We start from the raw sequence: 14,546 nt of genomic DNA on the forward strand, positions 1-14,546 counted from the left end.
ACCCCCGGGCCGTACCGGGCTAGCCCGGGGGGACCCCTAGGGGTAGAGCCCTCCTGGAGGAGGAGCGCGGAGCTGGGCCGTACGTGCCAGGATGGGATCAAGTCGCAATTAACGAGAAACCTGTCCAGATCGGCTTCTCGTTGGTGAAGGGGGCCCACATGTCGTTCGACCAGATCGCCTGGCTTCCGCTCTGCGCCGGGCTCACCGCCGCCGGGGTGGCCCTGGCCTACCTGGCCTTCCGCCGCCGCGGGCTGTCGGCCGGGCTGCGGATGACCGCCTGGGCGCTGCTGCCGCTGGCCGCCTACCTGACCGGGGCGCTCAAGACCATCTGGAACATCGGCACCTCGCTGGTGAGCTTCGCCACCGGCCTGGTGTTCTCACCCGCCGTCTGGTCCGGGGTGGTGCTGGCGGGGATCTCGCTGCTGCTGTTCTTCGTGAGCGGGGGAATCCGGGGGCGTACCCTCTCGAAGTTCCGGGCCATGGGCAAGAAGGAGCCCACTGCCGCCGTGGCCGCGGAGGGGCCGACCCGCCCGCTGCCCGCGACGCGCAAGCCGGAGGCCGCCAAGCCCGCGAAGCCCGCAGGCAAGGGCGCATCCGACGACTTCTCGGACATCGAGGACATCCTCAAGAAGCACGGCATCAGCTGAGCCTGGCTCGCGAAATCCCGGATGATGGGACGTTAAGTTACCGGTCAGTGCAATGTCACAGTCTTGAGACGTAACCGGAACCGGCCTCTGACATTCTTGACAAGATCGATACGAATGCATTGCACGTCAATCACAGTTGGGCCACATAGCACCTACTGGGTCTTGTTTACCCAGTTCAGCCCATAGATTCTGCCTCCGGGGACCCGCTCACAACGCGGACCCGCAAGATATGGGAGCGACGTTAACGGGCGCAGCCCATAGAACGACGTCGTCTGGAACCCAGGGGGCCCAACGCATGACCGCACCGCTTGACGTCTCCAGCGAGGAGACGAAGGCGACGCCGGAGGCCGTGGTCTCCGGCCTGGGGGGAGCCAAGGCGATCCAGGGCCGATCACTCGGACAGATCGCCTGGATGCGCCTCAAGCAGGACAAGGTCGCACTCGCCGGAGCCGGGGTCGTGATCTTCCTCGTCCTGGTCGCGATCTTCGCGCCGGTCATCGTCGGCTGGTTCGGCCACCCGCCGAACGAGTTCCACCAGGAAATGATCGACACCATGACGATGCGGCCCAAGGGCGGCAGCGGCATCAGCTCGGAGTTCCTGTTCGGCGTGGAGCCGCAGAACGGCCGAGACCTGTTCAGCCGCGTCGTGTACGGCGCCCGCATCTCCCTGCTCATCGCCTTCTTCGCCACCATGCTCTCGGTCCTCATCGGCACCGTCATGGGCATCGTGGCCGGCTACTTCGGCGGCTGGGTGGACGCCGTCATCAGCCGCCTCATGGACATCTTCCTGGCCTTCCCGATCCTGGTCTTCGCGCTCGCCCTGGTGGGCGTGCTCGGCCAGTTCGAGATGCAGCTCGGCGTCCAGGGCGACACCCTCAGGATCCTGCTCCTGATCTTCGTCATCGGCTTCTTCAACTGGGGCTACATCGCCCGGATCATCCGCGGCCAGACGCTCTCCCTGCGCGAGCGGGAGTTCGTGGACGCGGCCAGGAGCCTCGGCGCGCGCGGGCCCTACATCCTGTTCCGCGAGATCCTGCCGAACCTGATCGCGCCCATCCTGATCTACGCCACCCTGCTGGTCCCCGCCAACGTGCTGTTCGAGGCCGCGCTGTCGTTCCTCGGCGTCGGCATCCAGCCGCCCACCGCGACCTGGGGAGCCATGCTCTCCGCCGCCACGAAGTACTACACCGTCCCGCACTTCATGATCTTCCCCGGTATGGCGATCTTCATCACCGTGCTGGCCTTCAACCTGTTCGGCGACGGTCTGCGCGACGCGCTCGACCCGAAGTCGAACCGCTGACCCTCGCTCCCAGTTCCCCCGGCTCCTACCAACAAGGGGTTTACGTAAATGAAGAAGAGAACACTGGTCGTCGCGGCCTCGGGCGCGGCCCTGGCCCTGGCCCTGTCGGCCTGTGGCGGGGGTGACTCCACCACGACGCCGACCGGCGAGGCCGCGCCCGCCGCGTCCGCTCCGGCGGGCCCGACCGGCTTCAACGCCGGTCTGGACGCGGTGACGAACCCGTCCGACAAGAAGGGTGGCGTGCTGAAGATGGCCGTCACCGAGGACTGGGACTCCGTGGACCCCGGTGACACCTACTACGGCATGTCGTGGAACCTGCTGCGCATCTACGGCCGCCCGCTGGTGACCTACAACCCGGCGCCCGGCGCCAAGGGCCGCGAGCTGGTCCCCGACCTGGCCGAGAGCCTGGGCGTGGCCAGCGACGGCAGCAAGACCTGGACCTACAAGCTCCGGGCCGGGCTGAAGTACGAGGACGGCACGCCCATCACGTCCAAGGACGTCAAGTACGCCGTGCTCCGCCAGCTCGACAAGACCACCTACGTCAACGGCCCGACGTACTTCAACGACTGGCTGGACCTGCCGAAGGACTTCGAGTCGGTCTACAAGACGCCGGACGTCAACACCGACCAGGCCATCGAGACGCCGGACGACCAGACGATCGTCTTCCACCTCAACAAGCCGTACGCCGGTTTCGACAACTTCGCGGCGCTGCCGGCCACCGTGCCGATCCCGCAGGCCAAGGACACCGGCATCAAGTACCGCGACCACGTGCTCGCGTCCGGTCCGTACAAGTTCGACAAGGTCGAGCAGGGCAAGCTGTACACGCTGGTCCGCAACGACCAGTGGGACCAGGCGACCGACCCGATCCGCAAGGCGCTGCCGGACTCGTACGAGATCACGCTGGGCGTGCAGGGCGACGACCTGGACAACCGGATCATCTCCGGTGACCTCCACGTCGACATCGCCGGCTCCGGCGTGCAGCCGGCCGCCATCGCCAGCGTGCAGCAGGACCCCGAGCTGAACGCCCGCGCGGACAACCCCATCGCGGCCCGCACCTGGTACATCTCGCTCAACCCGGACGTCGCGCCGTTCGACAACATCGAGTGCCGCAAGGCCGTGCTCTTCGCGGCCGACCGCACGAGCCTCCAGACCGCCTACGGCGGCCAGCTGGCCGGTGACGTCGCCACCTCCCTGATGCCCCCGGGCATCGGCGGCTGGCAGAAGATCGAGACCTACCCGTCCGCCGGCTCGGACGAGGCCAAGGCCAAGACGGCCCTCACGGCCTGCGGCCAGCCGAACGGCTTCGAGACCACGATGACCTTCCGGTCGGACCGTCCGAAGGAGCAGGCGGCGGCCGAGTCGATGCAGCAGTCGCTCGCCAAGGTCGGCATCAAGCTGACCCTGAAGGGCTTCCCGACCTCCGAGTACTTCACCGCGTACGCCGGCAAGCCGTCGTACATGAAGGAGAACAAGATCGGCCTGGCCACCAACGGCTGGGGCGCGGACTGGAACGACGGCTTCGGCTTCCTGTCGCAGATCATCGACAGCCGTACCATCCGCGAGGCCGGCAACTACAACCTCGGCATCAAGGACCCGGCCGTGGACGCCCTGGTCGACCAGGCGTTCGCCGAGCTGGACACCGCCAAGCGTGACGCCCTCTGGGGCCAGGCGGACGCCAAGGTCATGGAGGGCGCCTACGTCCTCCCGGCCGTGTACGCGAAGGGCCTGCTCCTGCGCGGCAAGGGCGTGACGAACCAGTTCATCACCGGCGCCTTCGACATGTACGACTACCTGGCGCTCGGCGTCGAGTAGCAAAGCCGCAGGCGGCGAGCGAGGGCCGGCCCCGCGGGGTTCCATCGGAACCCAGGGCCGGCCCTCGGCAGCCGAGGGGGGACAGTGGTCACTTACATCATCCGGCGCCTGATCGGCGCCCTGCTCATGCTGGCCGTGGTCAGCATGGTCACCTTCTCGATCTTCTTCGTGGTGCCCAGGCTGGCCGGCGTGACGGCCACCGACTTCGCCAACCGCTACGTCGGACGGGCCGCCACCCAGGAGACCGTGGTCGAGGTCGCGAAAAAGCTCGGCCTCAACGATCCGGTGGTCGTGCAGTACGGCCGGTGGGTCAAGGGCATCTTCGTGGGCTCGGAGTTCGACTACGGCTCGGGCGTCGAACACTGCCCGGCCCCCTGCTTCGGCTACTCCTTCGTCACGAAGAAGCCCGTCTGGCCGGACCTGCTCGACCGGCTGCCGGTGACCCTGTCCCTGGCGGTGGGCGCGTCGATCATCTGGCTGCTGGCCGGCGTCGCCGTCGGCGTGCTGTCCGCGCTGAAACGCGGGTCGCTCTTCGACCGGGGAGCGATGATCGTCGCCTTGTCGGGCGTGTCGCTGCCACCGTTCTTCACCGGCCTGATAGCCCTGTCCCTGTTCAGCTACGGCCTGCGGATAACCGCGCCCGGCGGGGCCTATACGCCGTTCAGTGAGAATCCGGCGGAGTGGGCGTACAACCTGATCCTGCCCTGGCTCACCCTGGCGTTCCTCAACGCGGCCGCGTACGCCCGGCTCACCCGGGCGGGCATGCTGGAGACGATGGGGGAGGACTACATCAGGACGGCCCGCGCCAAGGGCCTGAAGGAGTCCACGGTCATCACCAAGCACGGCCTGCGCGCCGCGCTCACCCCGATCGTCACCATCTTCGGCCTGGACGTCGGCATCCTGCTCGGCGGCGCCATCCTGACCGAGAACGTGTTCTCGCTGCCCGGCCTCGGCAAGTACGCCACCGGCGCCATCGCGGCCCAGGACCTGCCGAAGATCATGGGCTTCACCATGCTGGCCGCGTTCTTCATCGTGATGGCCAACCTGATCGTCGACCTGCTCTACGCGGTCGTGGACCCGAGGGTGAGGCTGGCGTGAGCGACAACTTCCTGGACGTGAAGAACCTCAAGGTCCACTTCCCGACCGACGACGGCCTGGTCAAGTCCGTGGACGGGCTGTCCTTCGCGCTGGACCGGGGCAAGACGCTCGGCATCGTGGGCGAGTCCGGCTCCGGCAAGAGCGTCACCTCGCTGAGCGTGCTCGGCCTGCACAAGGGCGGCCGCGCCAAGATCTCCGGCGAGATCTGGCTGGACGGCGAGGAGCTCGTCAGCGCCACCCCCGAGCACGTGCGCCGGCTGCGCGGCAAGAAGATGGCGATGATCTTCCAGGATCCGCTGTCCGCCATGCACCCGTACTTCACGGTCGGGGCCCAGATCATCGAGGCGTACCGGATCCACAACAAGGTCACCAAGAAGGTGGCCCGCAAGCACGCCGCGGACCTGCTCGGCCGGGTGGGCATCCCGCAGCCGGACCGGCGGGTGGACAGCTACCCGCACGAGTTCTCCGGCGGCATGCGGCAGCGCGCGATGATCGCCATGGCGCTCTCCTGCGACCCCGAGCTGCTCATCGCCGACGAGCCCACCACCGCCCTGGACGTCACCGTGCAGGCCCAGATCCTGGACCTCATGCGCGACCTGCAGCGCGACTTCAACGCCGCGCTCATCATCATCACCCACGACCTGGGCGTGGTGGCCGAACTCTCCGACGACATCCTCGTCATGTACGGCGGCAAGGCCATCGAGTACGGCTCCGCCGAGGACATCTTCGAGCGGCCCGAGCACCCCTACACCTGGGGTTTGCTGGGCTCCATGCCCCGCCTGGACCGCGAGCCGACCGAACGGCTGCTGCCGATCAAGGGCTCCCCGCCGTCGCTCATCAACGTCCCGGCCGGCTGCGCCTTCCACCCGCGCTGCGCCTTCGAGGGCCGTACGGGCGGCAAGGCCGGCACCGAGGTCCCCGAGCTGGCCGAGACCGAGGGGGGCCACCTGGTCCGATGCCACCTGCCGCGGGAGGAGCGGCGCGCCATCTGGGCGAACGAGATCAAGCCGAACCTGGAGTCCGCATGACCGCCGAACCCCTGCTCTCCGTCCAAGGGCTGGAGAAGCACTTCCCGGTCACCAAGGGCCTGCTCCAGCGGCAGGTCGGCGCGGTCAAGGCCGTGGACGGCGTCAGCTTCGACGTGTTCAAGGGCGAGACCCTCGGCCTGGTCGGCGAGTCCGGCTGCGGCAAGACCACCACCGGGCGCCTGATCACGCGGCTGATCGAGCCCACCGGCGGCAAGGTCGTCTTCGACGGGCACGACATCACCCACATGTCGCAGGGCCGGATCCGCCCGCTCCGCCGCGAGATGCAGATGATCTTCCAGGATCCGTACAGCTCGCTCAACCCCCGGCACACCGTCGGGGCCATCGTCGGAGCGCCGTTCAAGATTCAGGGCGTGCAGACCGAGCACGGCATCAAGAAGGCCGTCCAGGACATCCTCGCCCTGGTCGGGCTCAACCCCGAGCACTACAACCGCTACCCGCACGAGTTCTCCGGCGGCCAGCGGCAGCGCATCGGGATCGCCCGTACGCTCGCGCTCAAGCCCAAGCTGATCATCGCCGACGAGCCGGTGTCCGCGCTGGACGTGTCCATCCAGGCCCAGGTGGTCAACCTGCTGGAGGACCTGCAGAGCGAGCTCGACCTCACCTACGTGGTGATCGCGCACGACCTGTCGGTGGTCCGGCACATCAGCGACCGGGTCGCGGTCATGTACCTGGGCAAGCTCGTCGAGCTGGCCGACCGCAAGGCGCTGTACGAGACGCCGATGCATCCGTACACCAACGCGCTGCTGTCGGCCGTGCCCATCCCCGACCCCAAACGGCGCCAGGGCCGCGAGCGCATCCGGCTCCAGGGCGACGTGCCGTCCCCGCTCAACCCGCCGCCCGCCTGCCGCTTCCACACGCGCTGCTGGAAGGCCCAGGAGATCTGCAAGGTCGAGGAGCCGCCGCTGCTGCAGCTGGCCCCCGGCCACCAGGTCGCCTGCCACTTCCCGGAGAACGCCCCGGCGGCCGGGGGAACAGCCGAGGGAACAACGGAGGCCGCCGCGCCCGCCCAGACCTGACGCCTCCCGCCCGGCGCGGTCCCGCTCAGCCCGAGCGGGGCCGCGCCCTGCTGTCTGTCACGGGAGCGCGCCCGGAGTGATCAGCCCGGTCTCGTACGCGAGGACGACCGCCTGCACCCGATCCCGCAGCGCCAGCTTCGTCAGGACATTCCCGACATGCGTCTTGACCGTGGTCTCGCTCACCACCAGCTCGCGGGCGATCTCCGCGTTGGACAGGCCCTTCGCGATCAGCCGGAGCACCTCCAGCTCACGCTCGGTGAGCCGGTCCAGGCGGGCCGGGGTCGCCTGCTGGTGCGCGGTCGGCAGGTGGCTGGCGAACCGGTCCAGCAGCCGCCGGGTGACGCTCGGGGCCACGATCGCGTCCCCGGCCGCGACCACCCGGATGGCCTGGAGCAGCTCGTCCGGCGGCACGTCCTTCAGCAGGAAGCCGCTCGCCCCCGCGCGCAGCGCCTCCACGATGTACTCGTCCAGGTCGAAGGTGGTCAGCACCAGCACCCGGGGCACGTGCGCGCTCGGCGCCGCCTCGCGGACGATGCGCCGGGTGGCCTCGATGCCGTCCATGCCCGGCATGCGGATGTCCATCAGCACCACGTCCGGCAGCAGGGCGCGGGCCTGGTCCATGGCGGTGGAGCCGTCGCCCGCCTCGCCGACCACGGTCACGTCCTGCTCGGCCTCCAGGATGAAGCGGAACCCCGTGCGCAGCAGCGGCTGGTCGTCCACCAGCAGCACCCTGATCGTCATCGAATCCCCTTGAGGGTGGAGACACCTGGCTTAGGCCATGAGAAGCAAATACGGCACGATACCGCATATCGAACACGCGATCGACAAGGAACTGATGGTGCGGGAGAATGTACGGCGTGTCCCAGACCGTGAAGCGGGCCTACAGGTACCGCTTCTACCCGACGGACGAGCAGGCCGGAGAGCTTGCCCGCACGTTCGGGTGTGTGCGCCTGGTCTACAACAAGGCCCTCGATGAGCGGACTCGCGCTCACACTTTGGATGGCCGGAGGATCTCCTACGTGGAGTCCTCGGCCGCGCTCACCGAATGGAAGCGCACTGAGGATCTGGCATTCCTCAACGAGGTGTCCTGCGTTCCGCTGCAGCAGGCCTTGCGGCATCTCCAGGCGGCGTTCGCGAACTTCTTCGCCAAACGGGCCAGATATCCGGCGTTCAAGTCGCGGAAGAGGTCGCGGGCGTCGGCGGAGTACACCCGGTCGGGTTTCCGCTACCGGCACGGCACACTCACCCTGGCGAAGATGGAACAGCCGCTGGCCATAGTGTGGTCGAGGCCCCTGCCACAAGGGGCGCAGCCCTCCACGATCACCGTGTCCAGGGACGCGGCGGGACGCTGGTTCGTGTCGATCCTGGTGGAGCAGAAGGTCGCCCCGCTGGCGCCGGTCACGGAGAGGGTCGGCGTGGACGTAGGGATCACGGCACTGGTCACGCTGTCCAGCGGCGAGAAGATCGACAACCCGAAGCACGAACGGGCCGACCGCAAGAAGCTGGCCAAAGCGCAGCAGGCGCTGGCCCGCAAGCAGAAAGGCAGTAACAACTGGGCCAGAGCGCGGACGAGCGTGGCCCGCGTCTATGCCCGTATCACCGACCGCAGGCGGGATTATCTGCACAAGGTCACCACACGGCTGGTTCGCGAGAATCAAGCGATCGCCGTGGAAGACCTCACCGTCAGCAACATGGTCAAGAACCACAACTTGGCCCGCGTGGTCTCGGATGCGTCGTGGCGGGAACTGCGCACGATGCTTGAGTACAAGACCGCCTGGTACGGGCGGGAACTCCTCGCGGTGAACCGCTGGTTCCCCTCCTCCAAGCTCTGCTCGGCGTGTGGGATCTTGCGAGAGGATATGCCGCTGGGCGTGCGAAGCTGGGAGTGTGCCTGTGGCGCGTCCCATGATCGCGACGTTAACGCGGCCAAGAACATCCTCGCTGCCGGGCTGGCAGAGAGGTGAAACGCCTGCGGAGCCGGTGTAAGACCCGAAGGGCGATAGCCCGGCGGGCGACTGGCGGTGAAACAGGAAGCCCAACCTGTGAGGGTTGGAATCCCCCGGCTTCAGCCGTGGGGAGGATGTCAATGTCTGTCCTTGAGGGGGAACATGGCGCGGACCTCGAACCCGCCCCCCTGGCGCGGGCCGATCCGCAGGACTCCACCATAAAGGGCGACACGCTCCTTGATGCCCACCAAGCCGTGGCCTTTGCCCTGGCCCGTCCCCGGCGCCCGCTCGGGAACGGTCCCGGGGCCTCTGCCCGGGCGGTCGGAGCCGCGGCCGTCGTCCTCGACGTGCACGGTGAGCTCGCTGGGCTCCTGCCGTACCGTGACCCAGGCCCTGGCGGCCGGGCCGGCGTGGCGCAGGCTGTTGGTGAGGGCCTCCTGGACCAGGCGGTAGGCGGCCAGGTCGATGCCGGGCGGCAGGGTGCGCTGCTCGCCCTCCAGCCACAGCTGGGTGCGCAGGCCGGCCTCGCGCATCTGCTCGATCAGGGACGGCAGGTCCTGCATGCCGGGCTGGGGGCCGCGCTCGGCCGGGCCGTCGGTGCGGAGCACGCCCACGATGTCGCGCATCTCCGCCATCGCGGTGCGGCCCATCTGCTCGATCGCCTGCAGCGCGTCCTCCGCGACCTGGCGGTCCTTGTCCAGCATCTTGCGGGCTGCGGCGGCCTGCACGGTCATCACGCTGACATGGTGGGCGACTACGTCGTGCAGCTCCCGCGCGATCCTCGACCGCTCCTCGGCCCGCGCCGCCCGGGTGTCGGCCTCCCTGGCCCGCTCCAGCCGGTCCGCCCGGTCCACCAGCTCGTCCAGGTACGCCCGGCGCAGCCGTACGCTCCGGCCGATCACCCAGCAGAGCGTCATCACGGCCACGGCCACCACGTGGTCGGGCCAGCTGGGCCGGTCATAGGTGAGCAGCACCGAGAGCAGGTAGCCGATCATCGAGAAGACGGCGCCGACCACGCTCAGCGCCAGCCCCCGCCGGGCGGCCACCGTGTAGAGCAGGATCAGTGTGGCGACGCCGCTGAAACCGGTGTTGAAGTGGAACAGGTCGAGCGCGAACTGCGGCACCGCCAGCGCCACCAGCAGCACGAACGGCCAGCGCCGCCGCAGCGCCACCGACAGCGTCATCAGTCCCGCCAGCAGCACGCTGCCCACGTTCGGGTCGCGCAGCGGGATCTGGGCGGAACCCTGCCACTGGGCGAGCGCCTCGGCGTCGGCGATCAGGATGAAAACGGTCGACGCGACCGTCAGCGCGATCGCGAGTGCTGAGTCCCCGATCAGAGGGAGGGACCGGACCCAGGACCGCAAGCTGCTTCGCACCCAACAAATCTAGGCCGCCCCCAACCCCTCCTGCCTCATCCCCGCGAATGAAGCGCGCTCCCAACCCCTGCCGGATTCCAGGCGCGCCCACGCGAATCCCCCATGATCCGGTCGCGGTCGCCCTCCGCCCGTGAACTCAACCCGGGCGGCGAGGAGGCCCCTACGCTGACCACCAAGACTGTCGCGGCCGGGGGTCAGAGTTCGTCGGTGGCGGCTCTGCGGGCGAGGCGGCGGGAGGGGCGGGGTTCCCGGTCGGGGACCGGGGGCGGGGTGCCGCCGAACTCGGGGCAGAGAGCCTGGTGGTCGCACCAGTCGCAGAGGCGGGAGCGGCGGGCCCGCCATTCGCGGGTGCGCAGGGCGCGGTCGATGGCCGCCCAGAGGGCCTGCACCTTGCGCTCGGTGGCCAGCAGGTCGGCCTCGTCGGGCAGGTAGCGCAGCACCTCGCCGTTGCCCAGGTACATCAGCTGGAGCATGCGCGGCACGCTGCCCCGCTGCCGCCACAGCACCAGCGCGTAGAACTTCATCTGGAACAGCGCCTTGGCCTCGAAGTCGGGCCCCGGCGCGCTGCCGGTCTTGTAGTCGACCACCCGCACCTCGCCGGTGGGCGCCACGTCCAGCCGGTCGATGTAACCCCGCAGCATCAGCCCGCTGTCCAGCACGGCCTCGACATACAGCTCCCGCTCGGCCGGTTCGAGCCGCTGCGGATCCTCCAGCGTGAAATACCGCCCGAGCATCTCGCGCGCCTGGGCCAGCCACACGTCCCGCTCGCCGTCCCCGGCGAACAGCCCCCCGTATTCGGGCTCCTCCGCCAGCAGCCGCTGCCACTGCGGTTCGAGCAGTTCCTGCGCTGCCACGACGGTGCGCGCCGCGGCGGGCAGGTCGTAGAGCCGCTCCAGCACGGCGTGCACGAGCGTGCCCCGCACGGCCGCCGCCGACGGCTTCTCCGGCAGCTGGTCGATCACCCTGAACCTATAGAGCAGCGGACATGTCATGAAATCGCCGGCGCGAGAGGGGGAAAGCGCCCCGATGATCGCGCGCTCCTCTGTCAGGGTCATGCCCAGACTGTAGGCCACCGGGCCGACAGAACCCCCGCCCGGTCGTTTTCCCGCTTCCTTCATGATTCCCAGACGCCGCATCCCTGCCCGCGGCGCGTAGGATCGACGCCAAGGAAGGGGAACATCACCACTATGAGCACACCATCGCCGGGGCTGCGCATGGGCCGGCCGTTCGGCATCCCGGTGTACGTGTCGCCCACGTGGCTGATCGTCGCCGCGTTCATCACGATCAGCTTCAAGCCCCAGGTGGGCGACCGGCTCCCGGAGTTCTCCGACCTCGCGCAGTACGGCATCGCCCTGATGTTCGCCGTGCTCCTCTACGTGTCGGTGCTCCTGCACGAGCTCGCCCACTGCGTGGTCGCCAAGGCGTACGGGCTGCCCGTCAAGCGCATCACGCTCTACCTGCTGGGCGGCGTCTCCGAGATCGAGAAGGAGCCGGACACCCCCGGCAAGGAGTTCCTGGTCTCCTTCGCCGGGCCGATGGCCTCCCTTGGCCTCGCCGGGATCTTCTTCCTGGCCGACGGGGTGGTGGACGGCAACTCGGTGCCCGGCGTCCTGATCTTCATGATGTGGACCTCGAACCTGATCGTCGGCATCTTCAACCTGCTGCCCGGCCTGCCCCTGGACGGCGGACGGATGCTGCGGGCGGGCGTGTGGAAGGCCACCAGAAGCCCCAACTCCGGCACCGTGGCCGCCGCCTGGGTCGGCAGGGCGGTGGCCGTGGCGCTGGTGCTGTCGCAGCTGATCCTGCCGCTGATGGCCGGTCAGGAGCCCGACTTCACGCCGCTGCTCTGGTCGATGGTGCTGGCCTCCTTCATCTGGATCGGCGCCTCCCAGTCGCTGCGGGTGGCCAAGGTGCGCTCCCGGCTGCCCCAGGTCCGGGCCAGGACCCTGGCCCGCAGGGCGCTCCCGGTGACCGCCGAGGTCCCGCTGGCCGAGGCGCTGCGCCGGGCGCGCGAGGGCGGCGCGGGCGCGATCGTGGTGGTCGACCACGAGGGCAGGCCGACCGCGATCGTGAACGAGGCCGCCGTCAACGCCACCCCGGAACAGCGCCGCCCGTGGGTCACCGCGGGCGCGGTCGCGCGTAGTCTGGAACCGGCGTTGGTGCTGGGCGCCGACCTGGAGGGCGAGTCCCTCATCGACGCCATGCGCGGCAATCCGGCGGGGGAGTACCTGCTGGTCGAGCGGGGCGGCGAGATCTACGGAGTGCTCGCCACGGCCGACGTCAACAAGGTCTTCACCGGCGTATGAGCACCGGCCGGCGGGGGCGGCCGACGAGCCGTGACGGGCGCGTGATATGGGCGTGACATGGGCGGGAACGCTCACCTGCCGAAGACATTTGTCCCACTCGTCTTACGGGCGATCCGCCACTAGTGTTCTGGTCAGCTGATCAGGAGTGTTCTGTTTGCCACGTTTGAGGACTGATCGACGCGGCGCGTGTTCGGCGCCGCCGGTCGGGTGGCGTGTGCGGGGAGGGAGAGGTCTGTGACGGATCAGGGCGCGGGGGTTGTCCGTCCGCTTCCGGGTGAAGGCGTGGTGGCCCATTTCAACGGGCTGCTGCTGGTCTGCGGTCCCGCGGGCCCGGTCGTGGAGGAGTTGCTCGACGCGCTGCGGGAGACCGCCGGCACCGGCGGCGACGGACGTGTGCTGGCCCGGCGGGTCGCCATGGTCCTGGCCCGGTCCATGAACGGGGACCCGATCTCCTGCGCGGTGGCCGGTTCCGCCGGCGGCGGGGTGGCGGTCCTGGTGTGCGGGGCGGCCACGGCCACGGTGCTGGGCGGCCCGGACGGCGACGTGATGCTCTCCGGCCAGGATTCGCTGACGTGGACCGACCGTTTGGTGAACGGCCCTGTGACCAAGGTGGAGCTGCGCCTGCCGGGCGCCGGGCCTTCGAGTCCGTACGCGCGACTGGACGGCGGCGTGGTGGCCGGGGCGGGTGTGGAGATCGACTACACCTCGCCGGGGCAGACCGTGCACCGCCCGGTTCCGGTGGGGCCCGGGCATCCGTACGCGTCGCAGCCCGGGCCGCACGGGCAGCCGGGTCAGTCGGGTCCGGCCCAGTCGATCCTGCCGCCCGAGCCGATCGCGCCCCGTGAGCCCGTCGTGCCGCCGTATGGTCCGCCCGCCGGCGGGCCGCCGATGCCCCCGCCGATGCCGCCGCCGCCCATGCCTCCGGGTCCGCCGCCGATGCCTCCGGGTCCGCCGCCCGCTCCGCCCGGCCCGCCGCCGGGGCCGCTGGGGCACCCGTCCGGGCCGCAGCCGCATCCTCTGCCGCTGCCGCCCATGCCGCAGCCGATGCCGCCGGGCAACCCGCCGATGCCGCCGCCCATGCCCACCGGGCCGCAGCCCCTCCCCGTGGAGGAGCCGATGCCGGTGGCGACCAGGGACGACGACTACCAGCAGTCCAACGGCCACCAGTCCGGGTCGGTCACGCGGACCGGCGACGTCAGCGAGAGCACCCAGCTGGACGCCACGCCCGATCGTGAGTCGGGGCCGATGGTGCACGGGGTGGACTGCAAGAACGACCACTTCAACGATCCGCGGGTGCCGTACTGCGCGGTGTGCGGGGTGCCGCTGGTGCAGAGCACGCTGGTGCCGTACAAGGGGACGAGGCCGGCGCTCGGGGTGCTGCTGCTCGACGACGGGCTCGCGCTGCGGCTGGACTCGGACTACATCCTGGGCCGCGACCCGGAGCGCGCCTCCGAGGTCCAGGCCGGCCAGGCCAGGCCCGCGAGGGTCACCAGCCCCGACGGCTCGGTCTCCCGCCGCCACCTCCGGGTGGCCCTGGAGGGCTGGGACGTCACGCTCGTGGACCTGGGCTCCGTGAACGGCACCCAGATTCAGCCGCCGGGAGACCCCAACTACTACGACATCCCGCCCAACGAGTCGGTCCCGATCGTGCCGGGCACCACCGTGCGCATCGGCGTCTCCAGGACCATGCGCTTCGACGGCCACCGCGAAGCCTGATCAACCCGACCCGGGCAGCTCCCACAGCGGACCCTGCCCGGTTCGCCGTTTTTCCCCCGCCTTGGCCGCGCCGGTGTCCCGACCCCCAAACCCTCTTCATCCGGCAATCCTCCGATCCCCGGCAATCAAGCTGGCTTGGCCGCGCCGGTGTCTCGACCCCGAACCTTCTTCATCCGGCAATCCTCGGATCCCGGGCAATCAAGCTGGCTTGGCCGCGCCGGTGTCTCGACCCCGAACCTTCTTCATCCGGCAATCCTCGGATCCCGGGCAATCGAGCCGG

Annotated in this window: 12 protein-coding genes; 9 read left to right on the forward strand and 3 right to left on the reverse strand. The window is 69.5% G+C overall.

What is annotated here, in order from left to right:
* The first annotated feature begins 158 nt into the window (after positions 1-158).
* From Aph01nite_RS15150 to Aph01nite_RS15175, 6 genes are all read left to right on the forward strand, one after another.
* The gene (locus Aph01nite_RS15150; RefSeq protein ID WP_204041499.1) at positions 159-647 is read left to right on the forward strand and encodes a cellulose synthase; all 489 of its coding nucleotides are present in this window, start codon (positions 159-161) and stop codon (positions 645-647) included.
* A 295-nt stretch (positions 648-942) separates the two neighbouring features.
* Positions 943-1,947, forward strand: coding sequence for an ABC transporter permease (locus tag Aph01nite_RS15155; protein ID WP_204041500.1), 1,005 nt, complete (start codon positions 943-945; stop codon positions 1,945-1,947).
* Positions 1,948-1,995: 48 nt separating this feature from the next.
* Complete coding sequence (locus Aph01nite_RS15160) at positions 1,996-3,759, forward strand: ABC transporter substrate-binding protein (RefSeq protein WP_204041501.1); 1,764 nt, start codon at positions 1,996-1,998, stop codon at positions 3,757-3,759.
* 84 nt (positions 3,760-3,843) lie between these two features.
* A complete protein-coding gene (locus tag Aph01nite_RS15165; RefSeq protein ID WP_204041502.1) occupies positions 3,844-4,857 on the forward strand; it encodes an ABC transporter permease in 1,014 nt (337 codons plus the stop codon).
* The gene (locus Aph01nite_RS15170) at positions 4,854-5,885 is read left to right on the forward strand and encodes an ABC transporter ATP-binding protein (protein WP_204041503.1); all 1,032 of its coding nucleotides are present in this window, start codon (positions 4,854-4,856) and stop codon (positions 5,883-5,885) included. Before Aph01nite_RS15165 ends, Aph01nite_RS15170 begins: the two co-directional genes overlap by 4 nt.
* Positions 5,882-6,922, forward strand: coding sequence for an ABC transporter ATP-binding protein (locus tag Aph01nite_RS15175; RefSeq protein WP_204041504.1), 1,041 nt, complete (start codon positions 5,882-5,884; stop codon positions 6,920-6,922). The genes Aph01nite_RS15170 and Aph01nite_RS15175 overlap by 4 nt, the downstream gene beginning before the upstream one ends.
* Before the next feature lie 57 nt (positions 6,923-6,979).
* On the opposite strand, the gene Aph01nite_RS15180 is transcribed toward Aph01nite_RS15175, so the two are convergent.
* Positions 6,980-7,663, reverse strand: a complete 684-nt coding sequence (locus Aph01nite_RS15180) for a response regulator (RefSeq protein ID WP_204041505.1) — start codon at positions 7,661-7,663, stop codon at positions 6,980-6,982.
* Positions 7,664-7,770: 107 nt separating this feature from the next.
* On the opposite strand from Aph01nite_RS15180, the gene Aph01nite_RS15185 reads away from it, so the two are divergent.
* Positions 7,771-8,886: an RNA-guided endonuclease InsQ/TnpB family protein gene (locus tag Aph01nite_RS15185; RefSeq protein WP_239161709.1), complete on the forward strand. Its 1,116-nt coding sequence runs from the start codon at positions 7,771-7,773 to the stop codon at positions 8,884-8,886.
* 119 nt (positions 8,887-9,005) lie between these two features.
* On the opposite strand, the gene Aph01nite_RS15190 is transcribed toward Aph01nite_RS15185, so the two are convergent.
* Positions 9,006-10,244 carry a sensor histidine kinase gene (locus Aph01nite_RS15190; protein ID WP_204041507.1) on the reverse strand — a complete coding sequence of 413 codons (1,239 nt, stop codon included), beginning with the start codon at positions 10,242-10,244 and terminating at the stop codon, positions 9,006-9,008.
* Positions 10,245-10,438: 194 nt separating this feature from the next.
* Positions 10,439-11,299, reverse strand: coding sequence for a RecB family exonuclease (locus Aph01nite_RS15195; RefSeq protein WP_204041508.1), 861 nt, complete (start codon positions 11,297-11,299; stop codon positions 10,439-10,441).
* Between the two features lie 132 nt (positions 11,300-11,431).
* On the opposite strand from Aph01nite_RS15195, the gene Aph01nite_RS15200 reads away from it, so the two are divergent.
* On the forward strand, positions 11,432-12,550 hold the full coding sequence (locus Aph01nite_RS15200) for a site-2 protease family protein (protein WP_239161710.1): 1,119 nt from the start codon (positions 11,432-11,434) through the stop codon (positions 12,548-12,550).
* Between the two features lie 282 nt (positions 12,551-12,832).
* The gene (locus tag Aph01nite_RS15205; protein WP_239161711.1) at positions 12,833-14,266 is read left to right on the forward strand and encodes an FHA domain-containing protein; all 1,434 of its coding nucleotides are present in this window, start codon (positions 12,833-12,835) and stop codon (positions 14,264-14,266) included.
* Positions 14,267-14,546 lie beyond the last annotated feature (280 nt).

This window comes from Acrocarpospora phusangensis (assembly GCF_016862995.1).
Lineage (GTDB): Bacteria > Actinomycetota > Actinomycetes > Streptosporangiales > Streptosporangiaceae > Acrocarpospora > Acrocarpospora phusangensis.

Bases quoted from the DNA above. Each gene is read 5' to 3' on its own strand.
- Aph01nite_RS15180 (WP_204041505.1), bottom strand. From the start codon at position 7,663: ATGACGATCAGGGTGCTGCTGGTGGACGACCAGCCGCTGCTGCGCACG.
- Aph01nite_RS15160 (WP_204041501.1), top strand. From the start codon at position 1,996: ATGAAGAAGAGAACACTGGTCGTCGCGGCCTCGGGCGCGGCCCTGGCC.
- Aph01nite_RS15155 (WP_204041500.1), top strand. From the start codon at position 943: ATGACCGCACCGCTTGACGTCTCCAGCGAGGAGACGAAGGCGACGCCG.
- Aph01nite_RS15150 (WP_204041499.1), top strand. From the start codon at position 159: ATGTCGTTCGACCAGATCGCCTGGCTTCCGCTCTGCGCCGGGCTCACC.
- Aph01nite_RS15175 (WP_204041504.1), top strand. From the start codon at position 5,882: ATGACCGCCGAACCCCTGCTCTCCGTCCAAGGGCTGGAGAAGCACTTC.
- Aph01nite_RS15200 (WP_239161710.1), top strand. From the start codon at position 11,432: ATGAGCACACCATCGCCGGGGCTGCGCATGGGCCGGCCGTTCGGCATC.
- Aph01nite_RS15185 (WP_239161709.1), top strand. From the start codon at position 7,771: ATGTACGGCGTGTCCCAGACCGTGAAGCGGGCCTACAGGTACCGCTTC.
- Aph01nite_RS15195 (WP_204041508.1), bottom strand. From the start codon at position 11,299: ATGACCCTGACAGAGGAGCGCGCGATCATCGGGGCGCTTTCCCCCTCT.